At 66.8% G+C, this 19916-nt stretch carries 18 protein-coding genes; 3 read left to right on the top strand and 15 right to left on the bottom strand.

Annotated features, from left to right (window positions below; genetic code table 11):
* From U5775_RS14965 to U5775_RS14905, 13 genes are all read right to left on the bottom strand, one after another.
* Positions 1-1503, bottom strand: a 1503-nt coding sequence (locus U5775_RS14965) for a filamentous hemagglutinin N-terminal domain-containing protein (RefSeq protein WP_322058892.1), incomplete at its 3' end; no start/stop codon positions are given.
* A gap of 293 nt (positions 1504-1796) precedes the next feature.
* A complete protein-coding gene (gene flgL / locus U5775_RS14960) occupies positions 1797-3047 on the bottom strand; it encodes a flagellar hook-associated protein FlgL (RefSeq protein WP_322058891.1) in 1251 nt (416 codons plus the stop codon).
* A gap of 11 nt (positions 3048-3058) precedes the next feature.
* Entirely contained in the window at positions 3059-5071 is a 2013-nt protein-coding gene (gene flgK / locus U5775_RS14955) for a flagellar hook-associated protein FlgK (RefSeq protein ID WP_322058890.1), read from the bottom strand.
* Positions 5072-5392: 321 nt separating this feature from the next.
* The gene (locus U5775_RS14950; protein WP_322058889.1) at positions 5393-6148 is read right to left on the bottom strand and encodes a flagellar brake protein; all 756 of its coding nucleotides are present in this window, start codon (positions 6146-6148) and stop codon (positions 5393-5395) included.
* 177 nt (positions 6149-6325) lie between these two features.
* Positions 6326-7330, bottom strand: coding sequence for a flagellar assembly peptidoglycan hydrolase FlgJ (flgJ, locus tag U5775_RS14945; protein WP_322058888.1), 1005 nt, complete (start codon positions 7328-7330; stop codon positions 6326-6328).
* A 10-nt stretch (positions 7331-7340) separates the two neighbouring features.
* Entirely contained in the window at positions 7341-8540 is a 1200-nt protein-coding gene (locus U5775_RS14940) for a flagellar basal body P-ring protein FlgI (protein WP_322058887.1), read from the bottom strand.
* Positions 8534-9286 carry a flagellar basal body L-ring protein FlgH gene (locus U5775_RS14935; RefSeq protein ID WP_322058886.1) on the bottom strand — a complete coding sequence of 251 codons (753 nt, stop codon included), beginning with the start codon at positions 9284-9286 and terminating at the stop codon, positions 8534-8536. Before U5775_RS14935 ends, U5775_RS14940 begins: the two co-directional genes overlap by 7 nt.
* A 65-nt stretch (positions 9287-9351) precedes the next feature.
* Positions 9352-10140, bottom strand: coding sequence for a flagellar basal-body rod protein FlgG (gene flgG / locus U5775_RS14930; protein ID WP_322058885.1), 789 nt, complete (start codon positions 10138-10140; stop codon positions 9352-9354).
* 55 nt (positions 10141-10195) lie between these two features.
* Positions 10196-10954 (bottom strand): flagellar basal-body rod protein FlgF, encoded by a 759-nt coding sequence (gene flgF / locus U5775_RS14925; RefSeq protein ID WP_322058884.1) that lies wholly within the window; start codon positions 10952-10954, stop codon positions 10196-10198.
* A 44-nt stretch (positions 10955-10998) separates the two neighbouring features.
* Positions 10999-12255, bottom strand: a complete 1257-nt coding sequence (gene flgE / locus U5775_RS14920) for a flagellar hook protein FlgE (protein WP_322058883.1) — start codon at positions 12253-12255, stop codon at positions 10999-11001.
* A 35-nt stretch (positions 12256-12290) separates the two neighbouring features.
* Positions 12291-12956 (bottom strand): flagellar hook assembly protein FlgD, encoded by a 666-nt coding sequence (locus U5775_RS14915; protein ID WP_322058905.1) that lies wholly within the window; start codon positions 12954-12956, stop codon positions 12291-12293.
* 206 nt (positions 12957-13162) lie between these two features.
* Positions 13163-13588, bottom strand: coding sequence for a flagellar basal body rod protein FlgC (flgC, locus tag U5775_RS14910; protein ID WP_322058882.1), 426 nt, complete (start codon positions 13586-13588; stop codon positions 13163-13165).
* A gap of 101 nt (positions 13589-13689) precedes the next feature.
* A complete protein-coding gene (locus U5775_RS14905) occupies positions 13690-14280 on the bottom strand; it encodes a flagellar basal body protein (protein ID WP_322058881.1) in 591 nt (196 codons plus the stop codon).
* 238 nt (positions 14281-14518) lie between these two features.
* Here U5775_RS14905 and flgA point away from each other — a divergent pair, with 238 nt between their 5' ends.
* The 3 genes from flgA (at position 14519) to U5775_RS14890 (ending at position 17036) form a co-directional block, all read left to right on the top strand.
* Complete coding sequence (gene flgA, locus U5775_RS14900; RefSeq protein WP_322058880.1) at positions 14519-16000, top strand: flagellar basal body P-ring formation chaperone FlgA; 1482 nt, start codon at positions 14519-14521, stop codon at positions 15998-16000.
* Between the two features lie 144 nt (positions 16001-16144).
* A complete protein-coding gene (gene flgM, locus U5775_RS14895) occupies positions 16145-16501 on the top strand; it encodes a flagellar biosynthesis anti-sigma factor FlgM (RefSeq protein ID WP_322058879.1) in 357 nt (118 codons plus the stop codon).
* An 88-nt stretch (positions 16502-16589) separates the two neighbouring features.
* Entirely contained in the window at positions 16590-17036 is a 447-nt protein-coding gene (locus tag U5775_RS14890; protein WP_322058878.1) for a flagellar protein FlgN, read from the top strand.
* A gap of 93 nt (positions 17037-17129) precedes the next feature.
* Here U5775_RS14890 and U5775_RS14885 read toward each other — a convergent pair whose 3' ends face one another.
* Positions 17130-18635 carry a hypothetical protein gene (locus U5775_RS14885; protein WP_322058877.1) on the bottom strand — a complete coding sequence of 502 codons (1506 nt, stop codon included), beginning with the start codon at positions 18633-18635 and terminating at the stop codon, positions 17130-17132.
* 549 nt (positions 18636-19184) lie between these two features.
* Positions 19185-19916: an RNA polymerase sigma factor FliA gene (locus U5775_RS14880; RefSeq protein ID WP_322058876.1), complete on the bottom strand. Its 732-nt coding sequence runs from the start codon at positions 19914-19916 to the stop codon at positions 19185-19187.

Raw genomic sequence — 19916 nt, 5'->3', positions numbered from 1 at the left:
ACCCTGCATGGCCACACTGCGCCCGCTGATCGCGTCGACGACCGTCACGTTGCCCGCCGCGCCAAGTTGCACGTCGCCCGCGCTATCCACCCGCGCGACCTGAAGCGTTTCGTCCGCACCGATATTCACGCCGTTAGTGGCATAGGTCGTGGTGCCCTTCTTCTGCGTGACGTTGGTGCCCGCGAGCTTGACCGAGCCCTTCGACGCCGTCATGTTCGCGTTTTGCGTCAGGTCGCCGGCGCCCGCGCCGTTGGCGTTGACGGACACGTCGCCCGTCGAAGCCGTGATCGCCCCATTGATGCCGACGCCCGTGCCCTGCATCGAGACGCTGCCGCCGGTGATCGCGCCGTTGACCGTCACGGCGCCCGCTCCGCCCGCGCCGAGCTTCACATCGCCGCTGCTGTTGATGCGGCCGTTCGACACGACATCGCCGCCCGCGCTGCCGATCGTGACCGAGCCTTGCGAGGCGTTCAGCGTCGCGCCGTTCTCGACCACCACGTTGTGGCCCGTGCTGCCATATGCGCCGCCCGAGGGCGCCGTTTCGGCGTTGAACGGCGAAAGGGCCGGCGGGTAGCTCACCGGCGTGGACCCGATCGTGATGTCGCGTGCCGCGGTAATGTTGCCGCCCGCGCTCACGCTGCCGTCGAGCTGCGAACCGAGAATCACCGAGCCGCCCTCGCCCGAGCTCGCGCGCGTCGCTTGCAGCGTGCCCGTGTTGCGGACCACCGTGGCAAGCATCGCGCCCGTTGCCGCGGCGTTGAGCTGGACGTCGCCGCCGCTCGCCGTGATCGTGCCGTTATTGGCCGCGAGCGCGTTCTGCGCCTCGCGCCCGAGCAGCACCTTGAAGCCGGAGTTGCTCATCTGCATGGCCGCGCCGTCGGCGGCGCCGAGCGTGACGTTCTTCGCGCGGATCGTGCCCTGGTTGGTTGCCTGCGCACCGAGCAGAACGACGGCTTCGCTCGCCGTCATCTGACCGTCGTTCGACACGACGCCGTTACCGCCACCGGCCGAAAAATTCATGATGCCGGTGACGGGTTCGCCGCCATCCATGAACTTCTGGCTGTCGACGCTGAGCGTCGAGGCCACGAGGCTGCCCACGTTCACCTGCGACGTCTTGCTGAACATCACGCCCGAAGGATTGACCACGAACACGCGGCCGTTCGCCGTCAGCGAGCCGTCGATCTGCGTGGGCGCGGCCGTCGTCACGCGGTTGAGGATCGCCGAGGTGGCGCTGGGCTGCTTGATCGCCACGGCCTGGTTCTTCGCGATATCGAAGTTGTTCCAGTTGACGACCATGCGGTCGGTGGACTGCGTGATCGTCGTGGTGTTGCCCTGGGTCCCGATGGTCCCGCTGCCCGCCGCGACGACCCCGCCTTGCACCGCCCAGGCGCTGTTCATGTAGCCAAAGGCGGCAGTCAGCATGGCCGGCATGACCGCGAGCCGGAAAGCTTGCTGGCGTGTCGATTGGGAGCGTATGTGGCGAGCGGATTGGTTGTGGCTCATTTCCTGACCTTGTAACGAGTTCTTTTCATTACCCGGACGGGGCGCTTTGGTCGTTTCCCACGCCGGGATCTCTTCGGACTACTTGCGCAAGCATTTGCAACAAAATGTAAGTAAACGTAAGTAGTCGAAGGATTTTATGGGGGCAATTGAAACGAAACCGTAAGATCAATCCGAAAACGTGCGCCCCTGTGCCGGGGCAGGTAACGTGGCGACGGCGCTGAGACGAAAAAAAAGGCGGTACGCCGAAAGCGCACCGCCGCTGTCTTTACCGGGAAACGGCCCGGAACACCCACTCAGGGGTTGATGTACTGGAATAGCGAAAGGTTTTGAGTCGCCGCAAAACTCTTCTGCGAAGCCGTCAACGCATTGGAAAGTTGGGTGTACTGCGTAATGGCCGCAGTCATGTCCGTCGACGTGAGGTCGCTGAGATTCGACGTCACCTGCAACGAATTCGTCGACGTCACCGTCTGCAGCGCCTTCACTTCCTGCTCGCGTCCCCCCACCGAAGCCTGGATCGTCACCACGTTCGAGATCGAATTCCCGATCGCCGTGAGCCCGCCCTGAAGCGCGTTCGTGAGATTGGCGGACGCACTCGGGCTGCCGTTCACCGGCGTTTGCAGCGCGGCAATCACGCTGTCGATGGTCGAGAACACGCTGCTGTTTTGCTGCGTCGTGGCCGGCGTGACCGAGAACGTGTCCGTCGACGCCGGCGTGCCCGAGATCGTCACGTTCATGCCGCTGCCGAGGTCGATCGGCGAGCCGGCCGTATAGGGCTGAGGAGTCGTCGTGAGCGCGGTAGCCGGACTGGTCGAGTCGTCCAGCACCGAATAGGTAAGCGCGCCCGAGGTGGGGTCCGCGCCGAACTGGATCGTAAGCGGATGCCCGTTGGTGGCCTGGGTCGGATCGGTCACCGTGACGCCGCTGATCGTGCCGGTGCCGGTGTTGGCCGGGCTGCCCGCGGCCACGGCCTGCGAGCCCACCGACGAAACGCTCAGGAACACCGACGCCCCCGTGTCGCTCACCGCGATCTGGCGCGAGCCGCCCACCTGAATCAGGCGCTGCCCCGCGTCGCCGTTGTACTGCACGCCGCCGCCCGGCGTGTTGGTGAAGACCTGCGAGGTGCTCTGAAAACCCGAGAACAGGTAGTTGCCCTGACCGTCGGTGGTGTTGGCGAGCGTGAACAACTGGCTGCGTTCGCCCTGCAGTTGCTGGGCGAGCGCCTGGCGGTCGGAGTCGTTGAGCGAGCCGTTGATCGCCGACTGGATCTGCTGGCTGATGGCCTGCAGCGTGGTCGTCACGCTCGAGAGCGTCGAGTCTTCGAGCTGCAGCGACGAAAGCGCCGTGTTCTGGTTCGACGCGTACTGCGTGAGCGCCGCGCTCGTGGCCGAGAGCTGCACGGCCTGGGCCGCGCCGAGCGGGTTGTCGGCGGGGTTCGAGAGCGAGATGCCCGTCGAGACCTGCTGCTGCACCTGGAGAAGCTGCGCCTGCTGGTTCTCCATCGTGGAGAGGCTGGACGAATAAATCTGGGAAGTCGCGATACGCATGGGTCAGCGCCTCACTGGAATATGCCGATCAGAGTCTGGAACAGCGACGCCGCCGTCTGGATCACCTTGCTGTTGGCCTGGTAGAGCTGCTGGTACTGGAGCAGGTTGGCCGCTTCTTCGTCGAGGTTCACGCCCTGCACCGACTGCTGCTGCGAGGTGAGCTGCGTGACGAGCGATTGCTGCGAGGTGCTCGACGCCTGCAACTGGTTCGCCGTGTTGCCGATTCCGTTCACGTAGTTCGAGTACGCGTTGGTGAGCGTCTGCGAGTCGGTGAACGCGGTGCCCGAGGTGAGGTTCGCGAGCGCGAGCGCGTTGCGGCCGTCCTGCGCGGCGCCCGTGTTCGGCGCGACGGTGAAGGTGTCGCCGTTCGCGGGCGCGCCCGTCATCGTGAAGCTCACGTTGTTGGCCGTGCCGCTCGCGTCGCTGATGGTGATGGTCGCGCCCGTGGTCGGGTCGTAGGGAACGCCCGTGGTGCTGTCCGTGATGGGGTACGGCGTGGACGTGCTCGAGCCCGGCAGCGTGACGTTGACGGTCGAGCCCGCCGGGAAGCCCGAAAGCGTGCCGGTGCTGCCCGACGCCGTATAGCTCAGTTGCAGGCCGGGCGAGGCCACGGCGTAGCCCGCGCTCACCTGGCCCTGCGTGACGGTGGCCGTGCCCGTGTTCGCCGTGCCCGCCGTAACGAGCACCGGCGAGGCTGCCGCGATCGCCGCGGGGTCGCTCGTCGCCACGGCGAAGCTGTCGAGCGCGCCCGCGGTCGGCTGGATCGCGAACGAGTCGCCGTCGTTCATCGTGCCCGTCGTGGTGATCGAAAGGCCGGAGCCCGTAGGCGCAAACGGCGAGCCGGTGCTCGGCTGCTTGGTGGTCGTGCCTACGACGTTATTGGTCGTCGTGTCGGTCAGCGTCCAGGTGCCGCCCCCGGTGCTCGAATACGAGAGCGTGTAGTTGTCGGTGGGCGGGCTCACGGCGTTGGTGAGCGTGGCCGAGACCGCGCCGGTGCCGGAGTTGTTCAGGTTGGCCGTGACGACCGGCCCGCTCACGGTGAAGAGCGCGCCGCCCGGCTGGCCGCCTTGCGCGAGGCCCAGTGCATTTTGCTGGTTCACCTGCGCGGCGAAGCTCGTGGCGATCGCGCCCAGTTGCGCCTGCGCCGGGTCCAGCGTGTTCTGCACGAACGAGACGAGGCCGCCCACGGTGCCTCCCTGGAGCGCCGCGCCAGAAAGCGGCTGCGGCGTGGCGGTCGAGCCGGGCATGCCCTGCCAGGTTACGGTGAGCTCCGAGGGGTTCGAGCTCGAAGGCTGCGTGCCCAGGTTGTAGTTCTGCCCGCTCACCACGAGCGGCTGGCCGTTGCCGAGGAACACGCTGTAGCCGCTGCTGTTCTGCACGACCTGCACGCCCACGAGCTGCGAGAGGTTCGAGACCGCGAGATCGCGCTGGTCGAGCAACTGGTTCGGCTGCTGGCCCGACGAGCTCGCCATCGAGATCTGCGTATTGAGCTGCGCGATCTGCTGCGTGTAGGTGTTGATCTGCGTGACCGCGTTCGAGAGCTGCGTGTTCACGCTCTGGCGCATCGCGTCGTATTGCTGGCCGGCGGCGTTGACCTGGTCGGCGAGCGATTGCGCGTCGGAGAGCGCGGTCTGACGCGTGGCCGTGCTCGCGGGCGAGTTCGACACGTTCTGCAGGCCCGAGAAGAACGTCGTGATCGACGTGGCGATACCCGAGGTCGGGCTGCCCACGAGGTTCGAGAGCTGCGTGGCGAGCGTGTACGACGCGGTGAGCGCGCTGTTGCTGGATTGCGCATTGTTCAGCGCGGTCGTGAGGTACTGGCTATAGGCGCGCTGCACCGTCGCCGTGGTCACGCCGCCGCCCATGTAGCCCGAGCCCGTGTACTGGCCGCTCGCCTCGTTGAACACGGCGCTTTCCACGTTGTAGCCCGCAGTCGACGAATTGCTGATGTTCTCGCCGGCGGTGGCAATGCCGATCTGGGCCGCCTGCAAGCCGGAGAGCCCGATCGAGAAAATGTTGGACATGCGTAATCCTCATGGACGGCTTTTCCGGCACCCCGGTCGAGGGTCTCGACGGGTCCGACGGGTCGAATGGAACGGATAGGCCGCGTAGGTGAACCCATGCAATAACGGCAGCGGAGCGCGAAAATTGAGCGCTCGCGCCCAGGAAAATGCGCGGGGAAGTCGCGACGAAAACGTTTGGCGCGCGAGGCGTGGCGACACGTGCGGCGCGAGAGACGCGCGTCGCAGCGTGGGAACGTCCAGCGCGCCCCAGCAGGCCTTGCGGCACCGATCCGGCGCAAGGCGTCGGCACGCAGTCCGCCGCGCGCTCTCGCCGCTCGGCGCTCAGGCGCGCTGGAACGCGCGCCGCTTCATTTCGAGCTGCGTGATATAGCGCTGCAGGCTGTTCTCGGCGGCGCCGGGCAGCGCCACGAAACGAAAGCCCAGGTGATAGCGCCGCTCGCCGTTGGGCAGATCGATGAAGCGCAGCACCGCGAGCGCGAGGTCGACGCGCAGCGTGCCGTGCGCGCGCAGGTCGAGCTCGACGTTCGCGAGCTTCAGGCCCATTTCGAACGTCGCCGCGCGATCGTCGGTCGTGCGCAGGCCGATGCCGCCAAGCGAGAGGTCGTGCACCTCGAACTGGAAGCGCTGGCCGTCCGCGGGCATCGCGCCGCGGCACAGGCACGGCTCCAGCACGGGCGTATCGACGCGAAAATACTCGCGGCGCTGCACGTAATAGAGCACGTCGGGAAACGTGGATTCGAACGCGGGACGGCCTTCGAATTCGGTCTCGCGCGGCGCGGCCGTGGCGAACTCCACCCGCACGCCATCGGGCGAGGCATGGAACTGGCACTTCGCGCACGCGAGCACGTCGCGGTTCTGCTCGGGCAATGCGCCCCAGTCGAACACGAAGCTGCGCTCGCGCGTGTTCACTTCGAGAATGCGCGTGACCAGTTGGCCACCGCCGTATTGCAAGGTCAGAAAATCGCCCCGATTGGCCAGATTGCGCAACTGCACCCCGACTTCTAGCGGGTTGCGCCGGCCATAGTCGGGGACGTCGCCCTCGGAGGCTTCCTGTTGATTCGACTGAACGGTATTCATCGGCGTGCCGGAATTTCGTGGACATGCCGGCGCGCCGCGGCTTGAACCGCCGCGCGCCGTCCGGGCGGTGGTCGCCGCCCCTGATTCTTTTGGATCTCGCCTGCATTAGCGGCAAGTGCTGACAGAAATTTAGGGGTTCCGTGCAAATATTCCGTGCTCTCGCGCACGTCCGGGCCGTCAAGCCATCTGCTGCATGATCGACATGAGCTTTTTCGCGTACTGCGGATCGGTTGCGTAGCCGGCGCGCTGCATGCCGTTTGCGAAGCCTTCCGCGCTGCGCGCGTTGTTGATCACCGAGGCGTAGCGCGGGTTGTTCTTGAGGAGGTTCGCGTAGTCGGCCATCGCGTCTTCGTACGAGTCGTAGGCGCGGAACTTCTCGACCACGCGGTGCGGCGCGCCGTTCACGTACTCGGTCGTCATGGTCGAGACGGTCTTGCCGGTCCAGTCCTTCGTGGCCTTGATGCCGAACACGTTGTGGCTCGTCGAGCCGTCCGCCTTCATGATCTCGCGCTTGCCCCAGCCCGACTCCAGCGCCGCCTGGCCGACGATGAAGCGCGCCGGAATGCCCGTGGCCGCGCTCGCCTGCTGCGCGCCGCCGGCGAGCTTGTTGACGAAGGCGTCCACTTTTTCGTCGCCGTTGCCGCGCACGGGCGGCGTGAGCGCGCTGTTCGCGCCCCAGCCTTCGCCCTTGCCGAGCGCGCCGTTCGCGGCGGCGTTGCCGTAGGCGCGGCCGAGCGCGCTCAGCATCGCCATGTTGCCTTCGTTGCCGCCGCCGCCCGAGCCAGCCATGCCGGACATGGCGCCGGCGATGCCGCCCGCGCCGCCCGCCCCCTCGGCGCCGCCTGCGCCATCCGCCGAGCCGCCCATGCTGCGCATGAGCTGCTTGATCATCGCGTTCGCCACGCCGATGCCCTTGTTCGACATCTGCTGCGCGAGCTGCTGATCCATCATCGAGGTGAACTGCGCGCCGTCTTTCGAATCGAGCGGGCCGTCGTCGGGCGTCGCCTCGCGCATGCTCTTGAGCATCATCTGCGTGAACACCGCGTCGAACTGCTTCGCGGCCATCTTCACGCCCTGCTGCGGCGCGGCGTTGGCGGCGGCCCGCATCGAGTCGAAGCCCTGCACGTCCAGCGCGAAGCGGTTCGTGAGGTCGAGGCTGCCGCCGATATTCGCGTTATCCATGTTCGCCTCCTTAGATGATCTGAAGATCGGCGCGCAACGCGCCCGCCGCCTTCATCGCCTGCAGGATCGACATGAGGTCCGCGGGCGTCGCGCCGAGCGCGTTGAGCGCCTTCACGACTTCCGCGAGATTGGCGCCCGCCGTCACGAGCTTGAGCGACCCGTTGTCCTGCTTCAACTGGATCTGCGACTGGCGCGTCGCCACCGTCTGGCCGTTCGAGAACGCGCCGGGCTGGCTCACCGCCGTCTGCGTGTTCACGACCACCGAGAGATTGCCGTGCGCCACCGCGCAGCTATCGAGCGTGACCATCTGGTTCATCACGATCGAGCCGGTGCGCGCGTTGAGGATCACCTTTGCCGCGGGCTGCGCCGGGCGCACGTCGAGATTCTGGATCTGCGCGATGAAGCCCACCTGCTGCGCCGGATCGAGCGGGCCGCGCACCTGGATCGTGCGGCCGTCCACGGCCTGGGCGATGCCCTGGCCGAACAGGTTGTTGATCGCCGCCACGATGCGCTGCGTCGTGTCGTAATCCATGTCGTTGACTTCCATCTGCAGGATGCCGCCCGCCTGCGCGACGGGCGACGGCACCGCGCGCTCGACGGTCGCGCCGGCCGCGATGCGGCCCGCCGCGAGCTGGTTCACCTGCACCTTGCTGCCGTTGGCCGAGGCGCCCGCGCCGCCCACCGCCACGTTGCCCTGCGCGATGGCGTAGACCTGGCCGTCGGCGCCCTTGAGCGGCGTGAGCAGCAGCGTGCCGCCGCGGATGCTCTTGGCGTTGGCGAGCGAGGAAACCGTCACGTCGATCTGCTCGCCGGGCCGCGCGAACGGCGGCAGCGTGGCCGTCACGATCACGGCCGCGACGTTCTTCAACTGCATGTTGTTGAGCGTCTGCGAGGAACCCGTGGCGCTCGACGTGTTGTTGATCGAGATGCCCAGGTTCGCGAGCATGTTCGCGAGCGTCTGCGTCGTGAAAGGCGCCTGGGTGGTCTGGTCGCCGGTGCCGTCGAGGCCCACCACGAGGCCGTAGCCGATCAGCGGGTTGTCGCGCACGCCCGAGATCGAGACGAGGTCCTTCACGCGCTCGGCGTGGGCGGGCGCGGCGTAGGCGAGCAGCGCGCCGCACGCGAACACGAGACCGAACACGAAGCCCAGCGCGGTGAGCAGGTCTTTCACGCGCGAGCGGCGCGTGTAGCGGAAGCGGATCTTTACCATGGCGCGAGATTCAGGAAGAAGCGTTGCAGCCAGCCCATGGTCTCGGCTTCGTCGATCACGCCTTTCGCGGAGTATTCGATTCTCGCGTCGGCCACATCGGTCGAGAGCACGGAGTTGTCGCCGGCCACCGTGGCCGGGTTCACGACGCCGGAAAACCGGACGAATTCGTTGCCCTGATTGATGAGCATCTGCTTCTCGCCCGAGACCATCAGGTTGCCGTTGGGCAGCACGTTCGTCACGGTCACGGTGATCACGCCCGTGAAGGTGTTGGACGCGTTCGCGCCGCCCGTCGCGTCGAACTGGTTCGCGCCCGTCGAGTTCAGGTTCGCGTGGTTGAAGAAGCCCGGCAGGAAGCCCGCGCTACCCGAAAAGTTCGTGGTGCTGCCGCGCTTGGTGTTGGCGCCCGAGGACTTGGTCGCCGACATGTTTTCGGAAATGACGATGGTGAGAATGTCGCCGATATTGCGCGGGCGCTGATCCTCAAACAGCGGCCGCCCCGTGTAGCCGGGGTTGAAGATCGAGCCCGGCGAGGTGTTGGGCGGCGGCGAAGGCGGCACGGCCGACATCGGCTGCGCCGTGATCGGCTGCCGGTTCGGGATGTAGGCGCAGCCCGCCAGCGCGGCGAGCGCGAGCGCCGCCACGGCGGTGCGCAGGCTCGCGCGCGCTTGCACCTCGCGCACTGCGCGCACCGCATGCACTTCGTGCGCCGCGCGCCTGCGAGCGTTGTTTCGAACGGACTGGCTCATGCTCTTCACCACTTCTCTTCCATGCAGCGATTGCTTCAGATTCCCAACGATTCCCGCGCCGATGCTTAAACCTGCATCTGGCTCAAGGTCTGCAGCATCTGGTCGGAGGTCGTGACCGCCTTGCTGTTGATCTCGTAGGCGCGCTGGGTCTCGATCATGTTCACGAGCTCCTGCACCACGTTCACGTTCGAGGCTTCCACGTAGCCCTGGTTGAGCGTGCCCGAGCCGTTCAGGCCCGGCGTCGTCACCGTGGGCGCGCCCGAGGAAGCCGTCTCCGAAAGCAGGTTCTCGCCGTTCGACTGGAGGCCGGCCGGGTTGATGAACATGGCCAGTTGCAGCGAGCCGATGGTGGTGTTGTTCGCCGAACCGGGCGTCGTGACCGTCACCACGCCGTCGGTGCCGATCGTGAGCGAGGTGGCGTTCGCGGGCACCGTGATGGTCGGCAGCACCGGATAGCCGCTCGAGGTCACGAGCTGGCCCTGCGAGTTGGTCTGGAACGAGCCGTCGCGCGTATAGGCCGTGGTGCCGTCGGGCATCTGCACCTGGAAGAAGCCCGCGCCGTTGACGGCCACGTCCTTCGAGTTGCCGGTCTGCTGCAGGTTGCCCTGGGTATAGAGGCGCTCGGTGGCGACCTGCTGCACGCCCGTGCCCACCTGGCTGCCCGAGGGCAACTCGGTGGTCTGCGTGGAGTTCGCGCCCGGCTGGCGCAGCGTCTGGTACATGAGGTCCTCGAACACCGCGCGCGAGCCCTTGAAGCCATTGGTGCTCACGTTCGCGAGGTTGTTGGAGATCACGTCCATTTGCGCCTGCTGGGCTTGCATGCCGGTGGCGGCGATGTAGAGCGATCGGTTCACGGTGTTTTTCTCCCGGCGCGCGGTCTGTTGCAGACGGCGCGGCCCTTAACAATGCTTAGGTGAATTGGAGCAGCTGGTTCGCGCTCTGGTCGTTCTGGTCGGCGGTCTGCAGCAGCTTGCTCTGGATCTGGAACTGGCGCGCGTTGTCGATCATCGAGACCATCGCCGCCACCGGATTCACGTTGCTGCCTTCGAGCGATTCCGTCGCGACCTGCACGGTCTGGTCCGCGTCGGCGGGGTTGCCGTCGGCGGTGCGAAAGAGGCCGTCGTCGCCGCGCGTGAGCGAGCCCGCCGGCGGGTTCACGAACTTGATCTGGTCGATCATCGCGATGGCGTCGGCGGGGCTGCCCGGCGCGATCGCCGAGACGGTGCCGTCCTTGCCGATCGTCACCGCCGAGCCCGGCGGCACCGCGATCGGGCCGCCGCCGCCGATCACCTGGAGGTTGCTCGCCGTCACGAGCTGGCCGTTCTCGTCCACGTGCAGATTGCCCGCGCGCGTGTAGGCCTCGTTGCCGTCGGCGGTCTGCACGGCGATGAAGCCCGAGCCCTGCACCGCGATGTCGAGCGGGTTGCCGGTGTGCGAGATCGCCCCGGGCGTCATGTCGGAGCCCGGCGTCGACGAGAGCACGAAGGTGCGCGTGGTCGTGTCGTTGGCCGTGGAGCCGTCGCCGAACGCCATCGGCACGGCGCGGAAATTCGCGAGCTGCGCGCGAAAGCCCGTGGTCGAGACGTTCGCCAGGTTGTTCGCGACGACGGCCTGCTGGTCGAGCGCCTGGCTCGCGCCCGTCATCGCGGTGTAGATCAGTCGGTCCATGGTGTGCCCGGTGCCTTATGACGTGAACGTGGACGTGCGCGCGCTTACATCTGCAGCAGCGTCTGGTCGACGGTCTGCTGCGTCTTGATGGTCTGCGCGTTGGCCTGATAGTTGCGCTGCGCCGTGATCAGGTCGACGAGCTGGTTCGTGAGGTCGACGTTCGACGACTCCACCGCGCCGCCCGTGAGCGAGCCGTGGTTCGTGCTGCCAGGCGTGGAGACCTGCGGCACGCCCGAGGCCGCGGTTTCCTGGAACTGGTTGCCGCCGAGGTTCATCAGGCCGTTCGGATTGTTGAAGTTCGCGAGCACGACCTGGCCGAGCGTCTTGGTCTGGCCGTTCGAGTAGTTGCCGGTGATGGTGCCGTCCGAGCCGATCGCGAAGTTCGAGAGCGTGCCGCTCGCGTAGCCGTCCTGGCCGAGGTTGTTCACGCCGTTGGCACTGCCGAACTGCGTCGTGCCCGTGAAGTTCATCGTGATCGTCTGGTTCGTCTTCGAGCCGTCGGTCGGGTTGATCGTCACGGGGATCTGGCCGAGCGAGGTCGCCGCGCCCGTTGAGTCGGCCGTGCTCACGAGGTTGCCCGACGCATCGAACTCCATCGTGCCTACCGGGTTGCTTCCGACGTTGCCGGCCGTGCCCGCGTAGACGTTCCACTCCTGGTTGCCCGTGGTGGCGTCGATGCCGCCCTTCACGAAGTACATGTTGACCTGCTGCGCGCCGCCGAGCGAGTCGTATGCCGTGATCGACGTCGAGTAGTTGTAGGTGTTCGAGTTGGTGGCGTCGAACGGCGTCGCGGTGGGCGCCGTGGACTGCGCGTTCAGGTTCAGCTGCGCGGTGATGTTGCTCGTCACGACCGGCGCGATATTGGTGGTCGGCACCTGGAGCGGCACCGTCTGCGCCGTGTTCACGACGCCGTTCGTGCCGGCCGCATAGCCCATCAGGTCGTTGCCCGATGCGTCGGTGATATAGCCGTTCTTGTCGAGCTGGAACACGCCGTTACGCGAATACGTGACGGTGCCGTTGTTCGACATCTGGAAAAAGCCGTTGCCGTTGATGGCGACGTCGAGCGACTGGCCGGTCGTCGTGATCGTGCCCTGCGAGAAGTTCTGCTGCACCTGCGAGAGTGCCGCGCCCAGACCGATCTGCGTGTTGACCGAGCTGGCGACGGTGTTCGCATAGACATCGGCGAACTGCGCCGTGCTTTGCTTGAAGCCCACCGTGTTCGCGTTGGCGATGTTGTTGCCGATGACGTCGAGATCGTTCGACGCTGCGGCGAGGCCGCTCAATCCTTGCTGGTAGCCCATGAGTGTTGACTCCGCGCTGTCGTGTTCAATAGGTGTTAAAGAATGGCGCCCACGCCCGAGAGCGCAACCGTGCCGCCGTTGGAGAGCGAGAGGCTCGCGCTACCGTCCGCTTGCTGGATCACGCCCTGCACCTTGCTCGCCACGAGCGCCGTGGCCGTGCCGGCCTGGCCGTTGACGGTCGCGCTCGCGCTCACGGTGTAGGTGCCGTCGGCCACGGTATTGCCCGCGGCGTCGGTGCCGTTCCAGGTGACGGGCACCGTGCCCGCCGACTGCGCACCCAGGTCGAGCGTGTTGACGACCTGGCCCGCCGAATTGGTGATCGTGAGCTTCACGTCCGAGGCCGCCGCGGGCAGCGTCACGCCCAGTTGCGGCGCGCTGCCGCCCGACACCGCCAGGCTGCTGCCCGGCGCCAGCACGGTCGAGCCGATCAGCAGCGCGGCTTGCGCGTTCTGGCCCGCCGAGAGCTGCGTCGAGAGCGACGAAAGCGACGTGTTGAGCTGCTGGATGCCCGTGACCGTGTTGATCTGCGCGAGCTGCGAGGTCATCTGCGAGCTGTCCATCGGATCGGTGGGATCCTGGTTCTGCAACTGCGTGACGAGCAGTTGCAGGAAGGTCTGCTGGAGGTCGCTGCCGCTCGTCGAGGACGTGCCTGTCGAAGACGTGCCCGAGGCGCTCGACGCCGCCGACGAGGTGCCGTTCATGGTGTCGAGCAGTTGCTGCGACACGGTGGCGGTGCTGCCGCCGATGGTGGTGGTGCTGGAGGTCAACGCGTTCTCCTCAGATACGCTCGATGTTGCGGTGTGGCGTGGGCGGGCTTCGGTGATGCCTGCCCCGGTTGCCAGAATTCAGTTGCCAGATTCAGGTCCCTGTTCGGGGTGCAGCTTCAGGCGCTGCTGCAAGTCCCGCTTCAAGTCCCGATGGTCAGGGTCTTGAGCATCAGCGTCTTGGCGGTGTTCAGGGTCTCGATGTTGGCCTGATACGAGCGCGACGCCGAGATCATGTTCACCATCTCCTGCACCGGGTCCACGTTCGGCATCGTGACGTAGCCGTTGGCGTCGGCGGCGGGGTTGTCGGGGTCGTAGCTCTGCTTCATGGGCGTCGGGTCGTCGATCACGCCGGTCACCTTCACGCCGCCCACTTGCTGGCCCGACGCGGTACGCGCGCCGCCGAGCGGATCGACCGCGAACACGACCTGCTTGGCCTTGTAGGGCTGGCCGTCGGGGCCGGTCGTGCTGTCGGCGTTGGCGAGATTGGACGCCGTCACGTTCAGGCGCTGCGATTCCGCCGACATGGCGGAGCCCGCAACGCTGAAGATGTTCATCAGGGATGGCATGGTTTCGTTGACCTCTCGGATGGCTGGTGCTGCTTCCTGCTGGTTGCCTGCTTGACGTTTGCTTTGCTGCTTGCGCGGGTGCCTGCGTCAATACCCGCGCTTTAGCTCGAACCCGACTGGATCGCCGAGAGCATCGTCTTGATCTGTTGCGAAAGCACGGTCATGCCCGACTCGAAGTGCAGCGCGTTGTCGGCGAACTGCACGCGCTCGGTGTCGAGATCGACCGTGTTGCCGTCGAGCGCGGGCTGCGTCGGGTTGCGGTACATCAGCGCGCTCGTGTAGGCCTGCGTCGGACCGCCGGTCGGGATCAGCTTCACGCTGCCGGCCATGTGGCCCGCCTCGGTCGTGGCCATCGACATGCCGCTCGACACGCCCGCGGGCTGCGCCAGCGCGAGCGGCTGGAAATTGCCGCCTGCCGCGCCTGCCCCGCCGGTTGCGCCGCCAGCACCCGTTGTACTCGCGAGGCTCATCGTTCCCGTTGCGCCTGCCGCGCCACCCATTGCGCCGCCCGGCGTGGCCGCGCCCGCCTGCCTCAGCGCGCCCGCGAGCGAAGCCGAGAAGTCGACGTCGCGCGCCTGGTAGCCCGGCGTGTCGGCGTTCGCGATGTTCGAGGACAGCAACGCCTGGCGCGTCGCGCGCACGTCGAGCGCTTCGCGGCCAAAGGCGAATTCGGCGTCGAGTTTGTCCAGCATCGGGCGTTCTCCGTGACACGAAATGAGGGGCTGCGTGGGCGCATGCATCGCGCATCCGGCAACTGGGCGAGACCTGGACGAAGCGCACAGGCCTTTTCGCATGGAGACGAATGTTAGGCGCGGCTGGCAAGAACCAATCGGACGAATAGCCGGTAAAGCCCCCCTCTATTCGACGTAAGCGCGCGAGGGGCGCCGCCTAGAATGCGAAGCGTGTCAATGCAATGAATGGAGAACGACGATGCCGCAGACTGCCTTCTTTCGCGCGCGCCGCGCGGCGGCGGTGAGGCGCATGCACGGTCGTTCGGCCTTGCGTGGGCTCGCTGTTGCGCTTGCTTGCGCCGCCGCGGCGCTGGGCGTGGGCGGCGCCGCGTACGCACAAAGCGAAGCGCCGGGCCAGCAGATCTATATTGCGGGTCCCGGCGACCGCGCGGGCTCGGACGCCGCCCAGATGAGCGCGATGCTCGCGCAGCCAGGCAAGGCGAACGCGGGCGGCGGCAACGCCAGCCCCTATCCCAACGGCTATGCGCCGAACGCGGCCATGCTCGCGCGCGGTGCGCAAGCCGACGCATCAAGCCAGGGGCAAGACGAGGCGGCAAGCCAGCCCGGCATGATCACGATCCCGGGGCCGGGTGAGCGCGGCCGCGCAAGCGAAGCCGCGACGCCCGAAATCGTCACGATTCCTTCTCCCGGCACGAGCGCGGCAGCTACCGCATCCGCGATCAGGCCCGCCGTCGCGCGCGCCGCGCAGCCGATGCAAGGGCAGCCCATGCGCGTGCCGCCGGTGAATGCATCGGCAAACCCGTCGGCCTATTCACCGGCCAACCGGATGGCGGCGAATGCCGCCGCGGCCGCCGCCATGAACGGCAACGCAGGCGTGGGTCAACTGCAGCGCGTGAACGTCGTCACGCCGTCGAGCGCCGTCGCGCCCGTTGTCGTCGAAACGGCCGCGCCGGCCATCGCCGCCAAGCTCGCCGCCGTGCCGATGCAGCGCATGCCGGCCATGGCCGCGCGTCCGAATTACGCTGTGAATCCCGCTGTGAATCCCGCCGCGAGCGCCAGCGCCGTCGCCTACGGCCAAACCGCGCAAATGCCCACGGGCCAGGAGGACGGCGAGCGCATCCGCGCGACCGCGCTCGCCTTCCTGCAGCAGCAGGCCGCGGGCTTGCCGGGCAAGGTCAGCATCACCGTCGGGCAAGTCTTCCCGCGCGGACTCGCCGCCTGTGCCGCGCTCGAGCCCTTCATGCCGCCCGGCGCGCGCATGTGGGGCCGCACGACGGTGGGCGTGCGCTGCGTCGGCGCGAAGCCGTGGACGCTCTATGTGGTCGGGCGCGTGGCCGTCGACATCACCTATTACGTGGCCGCACGCCAGATCGACGCGGGCCAGACGCTCTCCGCCGCCGACTTCATGCCGCGCGAGGGCGATCTCGCGAGCCTGCCGCAGACCATCATCACCGATCCCACGCAAGCGAACGGCGCCGTCGCGCTCGCGCGCATCACGGCGGGCCTGCCGCTGCGCACCGACATGCTGCGCAGCGCCTCGTCGGTGGTGATCGGCCAGACGGTCAGGGTGATCGCCGTCGGCTCGAACTTCACGATCTCCTCGGAAGGCAGCGTGCTCAACAACGCCGCGCCGGGCCAGATGGTGCGCGTGCGCACGGCGGGCGGCCAGATCATCAGCGGCGTCGTGAAGGACGCCGCAACGGTGCAGGTGCAGATTTAGGGACAGCTCCCCGCGCGGGGAGGAAAACGGTGCGGTGGAAATGTGCGGCAGCATACGTAACAGCATGTAACGGCAGGACTTTCACGCTAAAGTTCGCGCCGGCCCTTGCCGTTATCAAGGCCATACGGATCAGGAAGCCCCATCGTGAAAATCGACACCTCCACCCGCAATGACGCGCGCTCGCTGCAAGACAGCGTCGCGCGAACGCAGCAAGGCGAAACCGCGAGCGCGCTGGGCGCGGGCGGCACGGCCTCGGCCGCCGCATCGAGCGCGGTCGGATCGGGTACCGGCACCCCCGGAGACGCCAACGTGAGCCTTTCGTCGCTGTCCTCCTCGCTGCGCTCGCTCGCGGCGAGCGGCGCCGCCGACATCGACATGGGCCAGGTCCAGTCGATCAAGGACGCCATCAAGAACGGCAGCTTGCAGATCGACGCCGGCAAGATCGCCGACGGCATTATCGAAACGGCGCGCGGCCTGCTCAAGCCGGCCTCGGGCAGCTAAGGCCCAAGGCACGGGCGCGGCGCGCGAATCCCGCACGAACCCGAAAACGCGCGCCGGCCCTCAAAACCGCATTCTCAGGTGGTCCCCGATGAAAGACGCACTGCTCGCCACATTGATCGACGAACACGCCGCCGTGGAGGCATTCGCCTCGCTGCTCGCCTTCGAGGAGAAGGCACTCACGACGGCGGACGGCATCGGCGCGCTGCCGCAGATCGTCGAGGAAAAGACGACGCTCACGCAGCGTCTGGCGGGGCTCGAGAAGGCGCGCGACGCGCAACTGGCCGGACTCGGCCTGCCGGGCGGGCGCAAGGGCATCGAGATGGCCTGCGACGGCGACGCCCGGCTCGCGGGCCAGTGGGCGCTGCTCAAGGGCTCGACCGAGCGCGCGCGGCGCCAGAACCTCACGATCGGCATGATGATCCGCACGCGCATGGAACATAACCGCCGGGCGCTCGCGATCCTGCGCGGCGAAACCGGCAATGGCGCGTCGATGCTGTATGGGCCGGACGGGCGGCTGCCGGCATTCGGGCTGTAGTCCGCTTTTTACGCGCGGCGCACGAGCCGCCAACGAAATTGAAAAGCCGAAGCGCGGGTGCTTCGGCTTTTTTGCTGATTGCGGCCAGCGCCCCTAAAGCGGGCCTGTGCGCGCCAGCAGCATACGCTCGAAGGCTTCGATAATCCGGTCGACATACGGATTCTTGTGGGCAAGCGGACCGGACCGTGCTTCCCGATGGGTGAGCATGGTCGCGTTGGTTTCAAAAACCAGCACCTGCCCGGCAGGCGTCAGCGCGAAATCCATGCCGCCGTAGTCGAGATCGAGCTGCCGCCCGATCGCCGAAATGGCCTCGCTTGCGCGCTGGCCGAGCGTCGCGAACGGGTCGGCGAGAAAGCGGCATTCTTCGTCGAGCTTCCAGGGTTCCCCGCCCATATCCGCGGAAAAATAGTGGACCATCCAGCGACTCGAGATGGCGAGATGGTAGGGATAAGGCTCGCGGTCGACGTAGATGATCCGGTATTTGCGGTAATGGCCGTCGGCACTGCGAAAGTCGTGGAACGCGGTGAGGTAGCACGGTGCGTCGAGATCGGCCATTGCGCGCCACAACGAGGCAAGCGACGCGTGGAGTTCGAGGCTCTCGCCGCCGTGCGTCGCTAGCGGGCGCATCAGGATCGGGAAGGCAACGCCCGATTGCGCAAGCTCGCTCGCGAGCGCATGGGCATTCGCGGGGCGGGCGTCGATGCGCACGCAGCGCGGCACGACGACGTCGTCCACATGGGCAAGCAGGGCCGCCGTTTTGTGGCGGTGCGTGCGCTCGACAGCTTCAGGCCGGTTGAGCATGGGGCGCCGGCACCCGGCGGAAAAGCGGGCCAGCCGTGCAGCAAGCGGCGTGGCGACATCGGGATCGCCGATACCGTTGAACACGAGATCATGAGGCGGCAGGCTCGCGTCTTCGGCTTCGTCGGCGTAATCGATGGCGTAGCGGATGCGCGAGGTTGTTTGCCGGGAAAGCAGCGCGTCGATGGGGACGTTGCCCGCGCCCTTGCCCGTGCCCAGTATCAGAATCCGGCGTTGCTCCTGGCCGAGAGCGCCTTCGATAAAGACGCGCTGAAGCTGATACGCACGCGCGCGATGCAGGCAAGACGCTTCGCGCAGCCCTTCGCGCTCGAGCGCCACGGCCAGGTTCTGATGCGCGATGGCAAGCCCCGGGTCGATCCCGAGCGCGTGCCGGTACCAGCGAATGGCCGCGTCGCGCCGTCCTTTGATCGCATAGACCGTCGCCACGTTGTAGAGAACGAGCGCGAGCTGTTCGCGAGGCGCGGCGCCCAGCATGTCGAAGGCCGCGAGCGCCAGCTCGTGTGCGGCGCTCGCCGCTTCGTCGTTGCTGGCGCGCGCGGCGGCGAGCATCCGCGCGTGCAGGCCGGCATCGAGGGGCGCAACGTCGAGCGAGCGCGCAATGTCTTCGAGGTGTCCGGCCGCGGCAACATCGAGTGGCGATTTCTCCCTGGTCGCCGACTTCGCAAGCGCGCACCGCATACGCGTGCGGGGTTGCGCGACGATTGCGTGATGCGTTTCATCGGGTGCGGCATCCGGCAATACGCCGGAGCCGCCGGAAAAGTTGGGCGCGTCGTGCTTCATAAGCCGTCGGGGGAGGCCGCGCACAGGCACCTAAAAGCCAATCGCGCGACGTGATGGTGGATGCCGACAGATTAACCACCCAACGCGCTTTTCCAGGCCGGGAGGTGACGGTAAAACGGGCACCAGTTCCTCCGACGCGGCTTTCCGGCAGCTTGCATATGTCGGGGCCTCGAGATTTCTGATGTGTCAGGTCCTGAAGCAGGTTGACGCTATGCAGGCACCAGAAGCGCCCGATGCACCGGCAGTCAGTTGCTCTGCATTCCATTCAATCCTGATCGACTTCGGGCCAAAGCCTGGGGGAGAGAAAAGCCGTTGTCGTCACGGCGTGGCGTTCACACCCATGTAGAGTTTAAAGTCGCCACTTTCTTCAAATAACTCGTTGAATTATTGCGACTTATTTCATTTTTCGTAGACCTTCATGTAGGTTTCCATGTCGGCTACCCAGCTCTCTTCCAACCGCTCTCGCACCAACAAAAAAAAAAGCCGGAGCACTCCCGCACCCCGGCTTCCCCCTCCCTGTCGGCACCCCTACCGCGGCGCCGCGCCTGATTAATTCTCCGTGCCCGCCCAGGACATCTCGCGCAGCCGCGCGCGCAAACGCGCGACGGCCTGGCTGTGCAACTGGCACACGCGCGACTCGCTCACCTCCATCACCGCGCCGATCTCGCGCAGGTTCATGCCGCGCTCGTAATAGAGCGACATGAGCAGCTTCTCGCGCTCGGGCAGCCGCTCGATCGCCTCGACGAGCGCGCCGCGCAGGCTGTCGTCGAGCAGCGCCGAGAGCGGGTCCGAGTGATCGACGCAATAGCGGTCGAGGAACGGCTCGTCGTCGGCGGCGCGGTCGAAGTCCTCGTAATAGATGAGCTGGCTGCCGTGCAGGTCCTGCAGCATGCTCTGGTACTCGTCGAGCGGCAGTTGCAGATGCTCGGCGACCTCGGTTTCGCTCGCCGAGCGGCCAAGCCGCTGCTCGACCTGATGCACGGCGCTCTCCACTTCGCGCGACGTGCGCCGCAGGCTGCGCGGCAGCCAGTCGTTGCTGCGCAGCTCGTCGAGCATCGCGCCGCGAATGCGCTGGCTCGCGTAGGTCTCGAACTGCGCGCCCTGATCTTCCTTGTAGCGGTTCGCCGCATCGAGCAGGCCGATCATGCCGGCCTGGATCAAGTCGTCGAGGTCCACGCTCGCGGGCATCTTCGCGACGAGCTGCAGTCCCAGGCGCCGCACGAGCGGCGCGTATTTCGCGAGGACTTCAGCCTGCGAAATTTTTCCTTGAGCGTTATACAT

This window comes from Paraburkholderia sp. J63 (assembly GCF_905220245.1).
GTDB lineage: Bacteria > Pseudomonadota > Gammaproteobacteria > Burkholderiales > Burkholderiaceae > Paraburkholderia.
Note: the sequence above shows the minus strand (reverse complement) of the source record. Positions and strands in the feature narration are given on the sequence as shown.

What these genes read in the sequence shown, in the direction of transcription:
- flgA (WP_322058880.1), top strand. Translation starts at nt 14,519, where the DNA reads ATGCCGCAGACTGCCTTCTTTCGCGCGCGCCGCGCGGCGGCGGTGAGG.
- U5775_RS14890 (WP_322058878.1), top strand. Translation starts at nt 16,590, where the DNA reads ATGAAAGACGCACTGCTCGCCACATTGATCGACGAACACGCCGCCGTG.
- U5775_RS14905 (WP_322058881.1), bottom strand. Translation starts at nt 14,280, where the DNA reads ATGCTGGACAAACTCGACGCCGAATTCGCCTTTGGCCGCGAAGCGCTC.
- U5775_RS14940 (WP_322058887.1), bottom strand. Translation starts at nt 8,540, where the DNA reads ATGGTAAAGATCCGCTTCCGCTACACGCGCCGCTCGCGCGTGAAAGAC.
- U5775_RS14885 (WP_322058877.1), bottom strand. Translation starts at nt 18,635, where the DNA reads ATGAAGCACGACGCGCCCAACTTTTCCGGCGGCTCCGGCGTATTGCCG.
- U5775_RS14935 (WP_322058886.1), bottom strand. Translation starts at nt 9,286, where the DNA reads ATGAGCCAGTCCGTTCGAAACAACGCTCGCAGGCGCGCGGCGCACGAA.
- flgF (WP_322058884.1), bottom strand. Translation starts at nt 10,954, where the DNA reads ATGGACCGACTGATCTACACCGCGATGACGGGCGCGAGCCAGGCGCTC.
- flgC (WP_322058882.1), bottom strand. Translation starts at nt 13,588, where the DNA reads ATGCCATCCCTGATGAACATCTTCAGCGTTGCGGGCTCCGCCATGTCG.
- flgL (WP_322058891.1), bottom strand. Translation starts at nt 3,047, where the DNA reads ATGCGTATCGCGACTTCCCAGATTTATTCGTCCAGCCTCTCCACGATG.
- U5775_RS14880 (WP_322058876.1), bottom strand. Translation starts at nt 19,916, where the DNA reads ATGTATAACGCTCAAGGAAAAATTTCGCAGGCTGAAGTCCTCGCGAAA.
- flgE (WP_322058883.1), bottom strand. Translation starts at nt 12,255, where the DNA reads ATGGGCTACCAGCAAGGATTGAGCGGCCTCGCCGCAGCGTCGAACGAT.
- U5775_RS14915 (WP_322058905.1), bottom strand. Translation starts at nt 12,956, where the DNA reads ATGAACGGCACCTCGTCGGCGGCGTCGAGCGCCTCGGGCACGTCTTCG.
- flgK (WP_322058890.1), bottom strand. Translation starts at nt 5,071, where the DNA reads ATGTCCAACATTTTCTCGATCGGGCTCTCCGGCTTGCAGGCGGCCCAG.
- U5775_RS14950 (WP_322058889.1), bottom strand. Translation starts at nt 6,148, where the DNA reads ATGAATACCGTTCAGTCGAATCAACAGGAAGCCTCCGAGGGCGACGTC.
- flgJ (WP_322058888.1), bottom strand. Translation starts at nt 7,330, where the DNA reads ATGGATAACGCGAATATCGGCGGCAGCCTCGACCTCACGAACCGCTTC.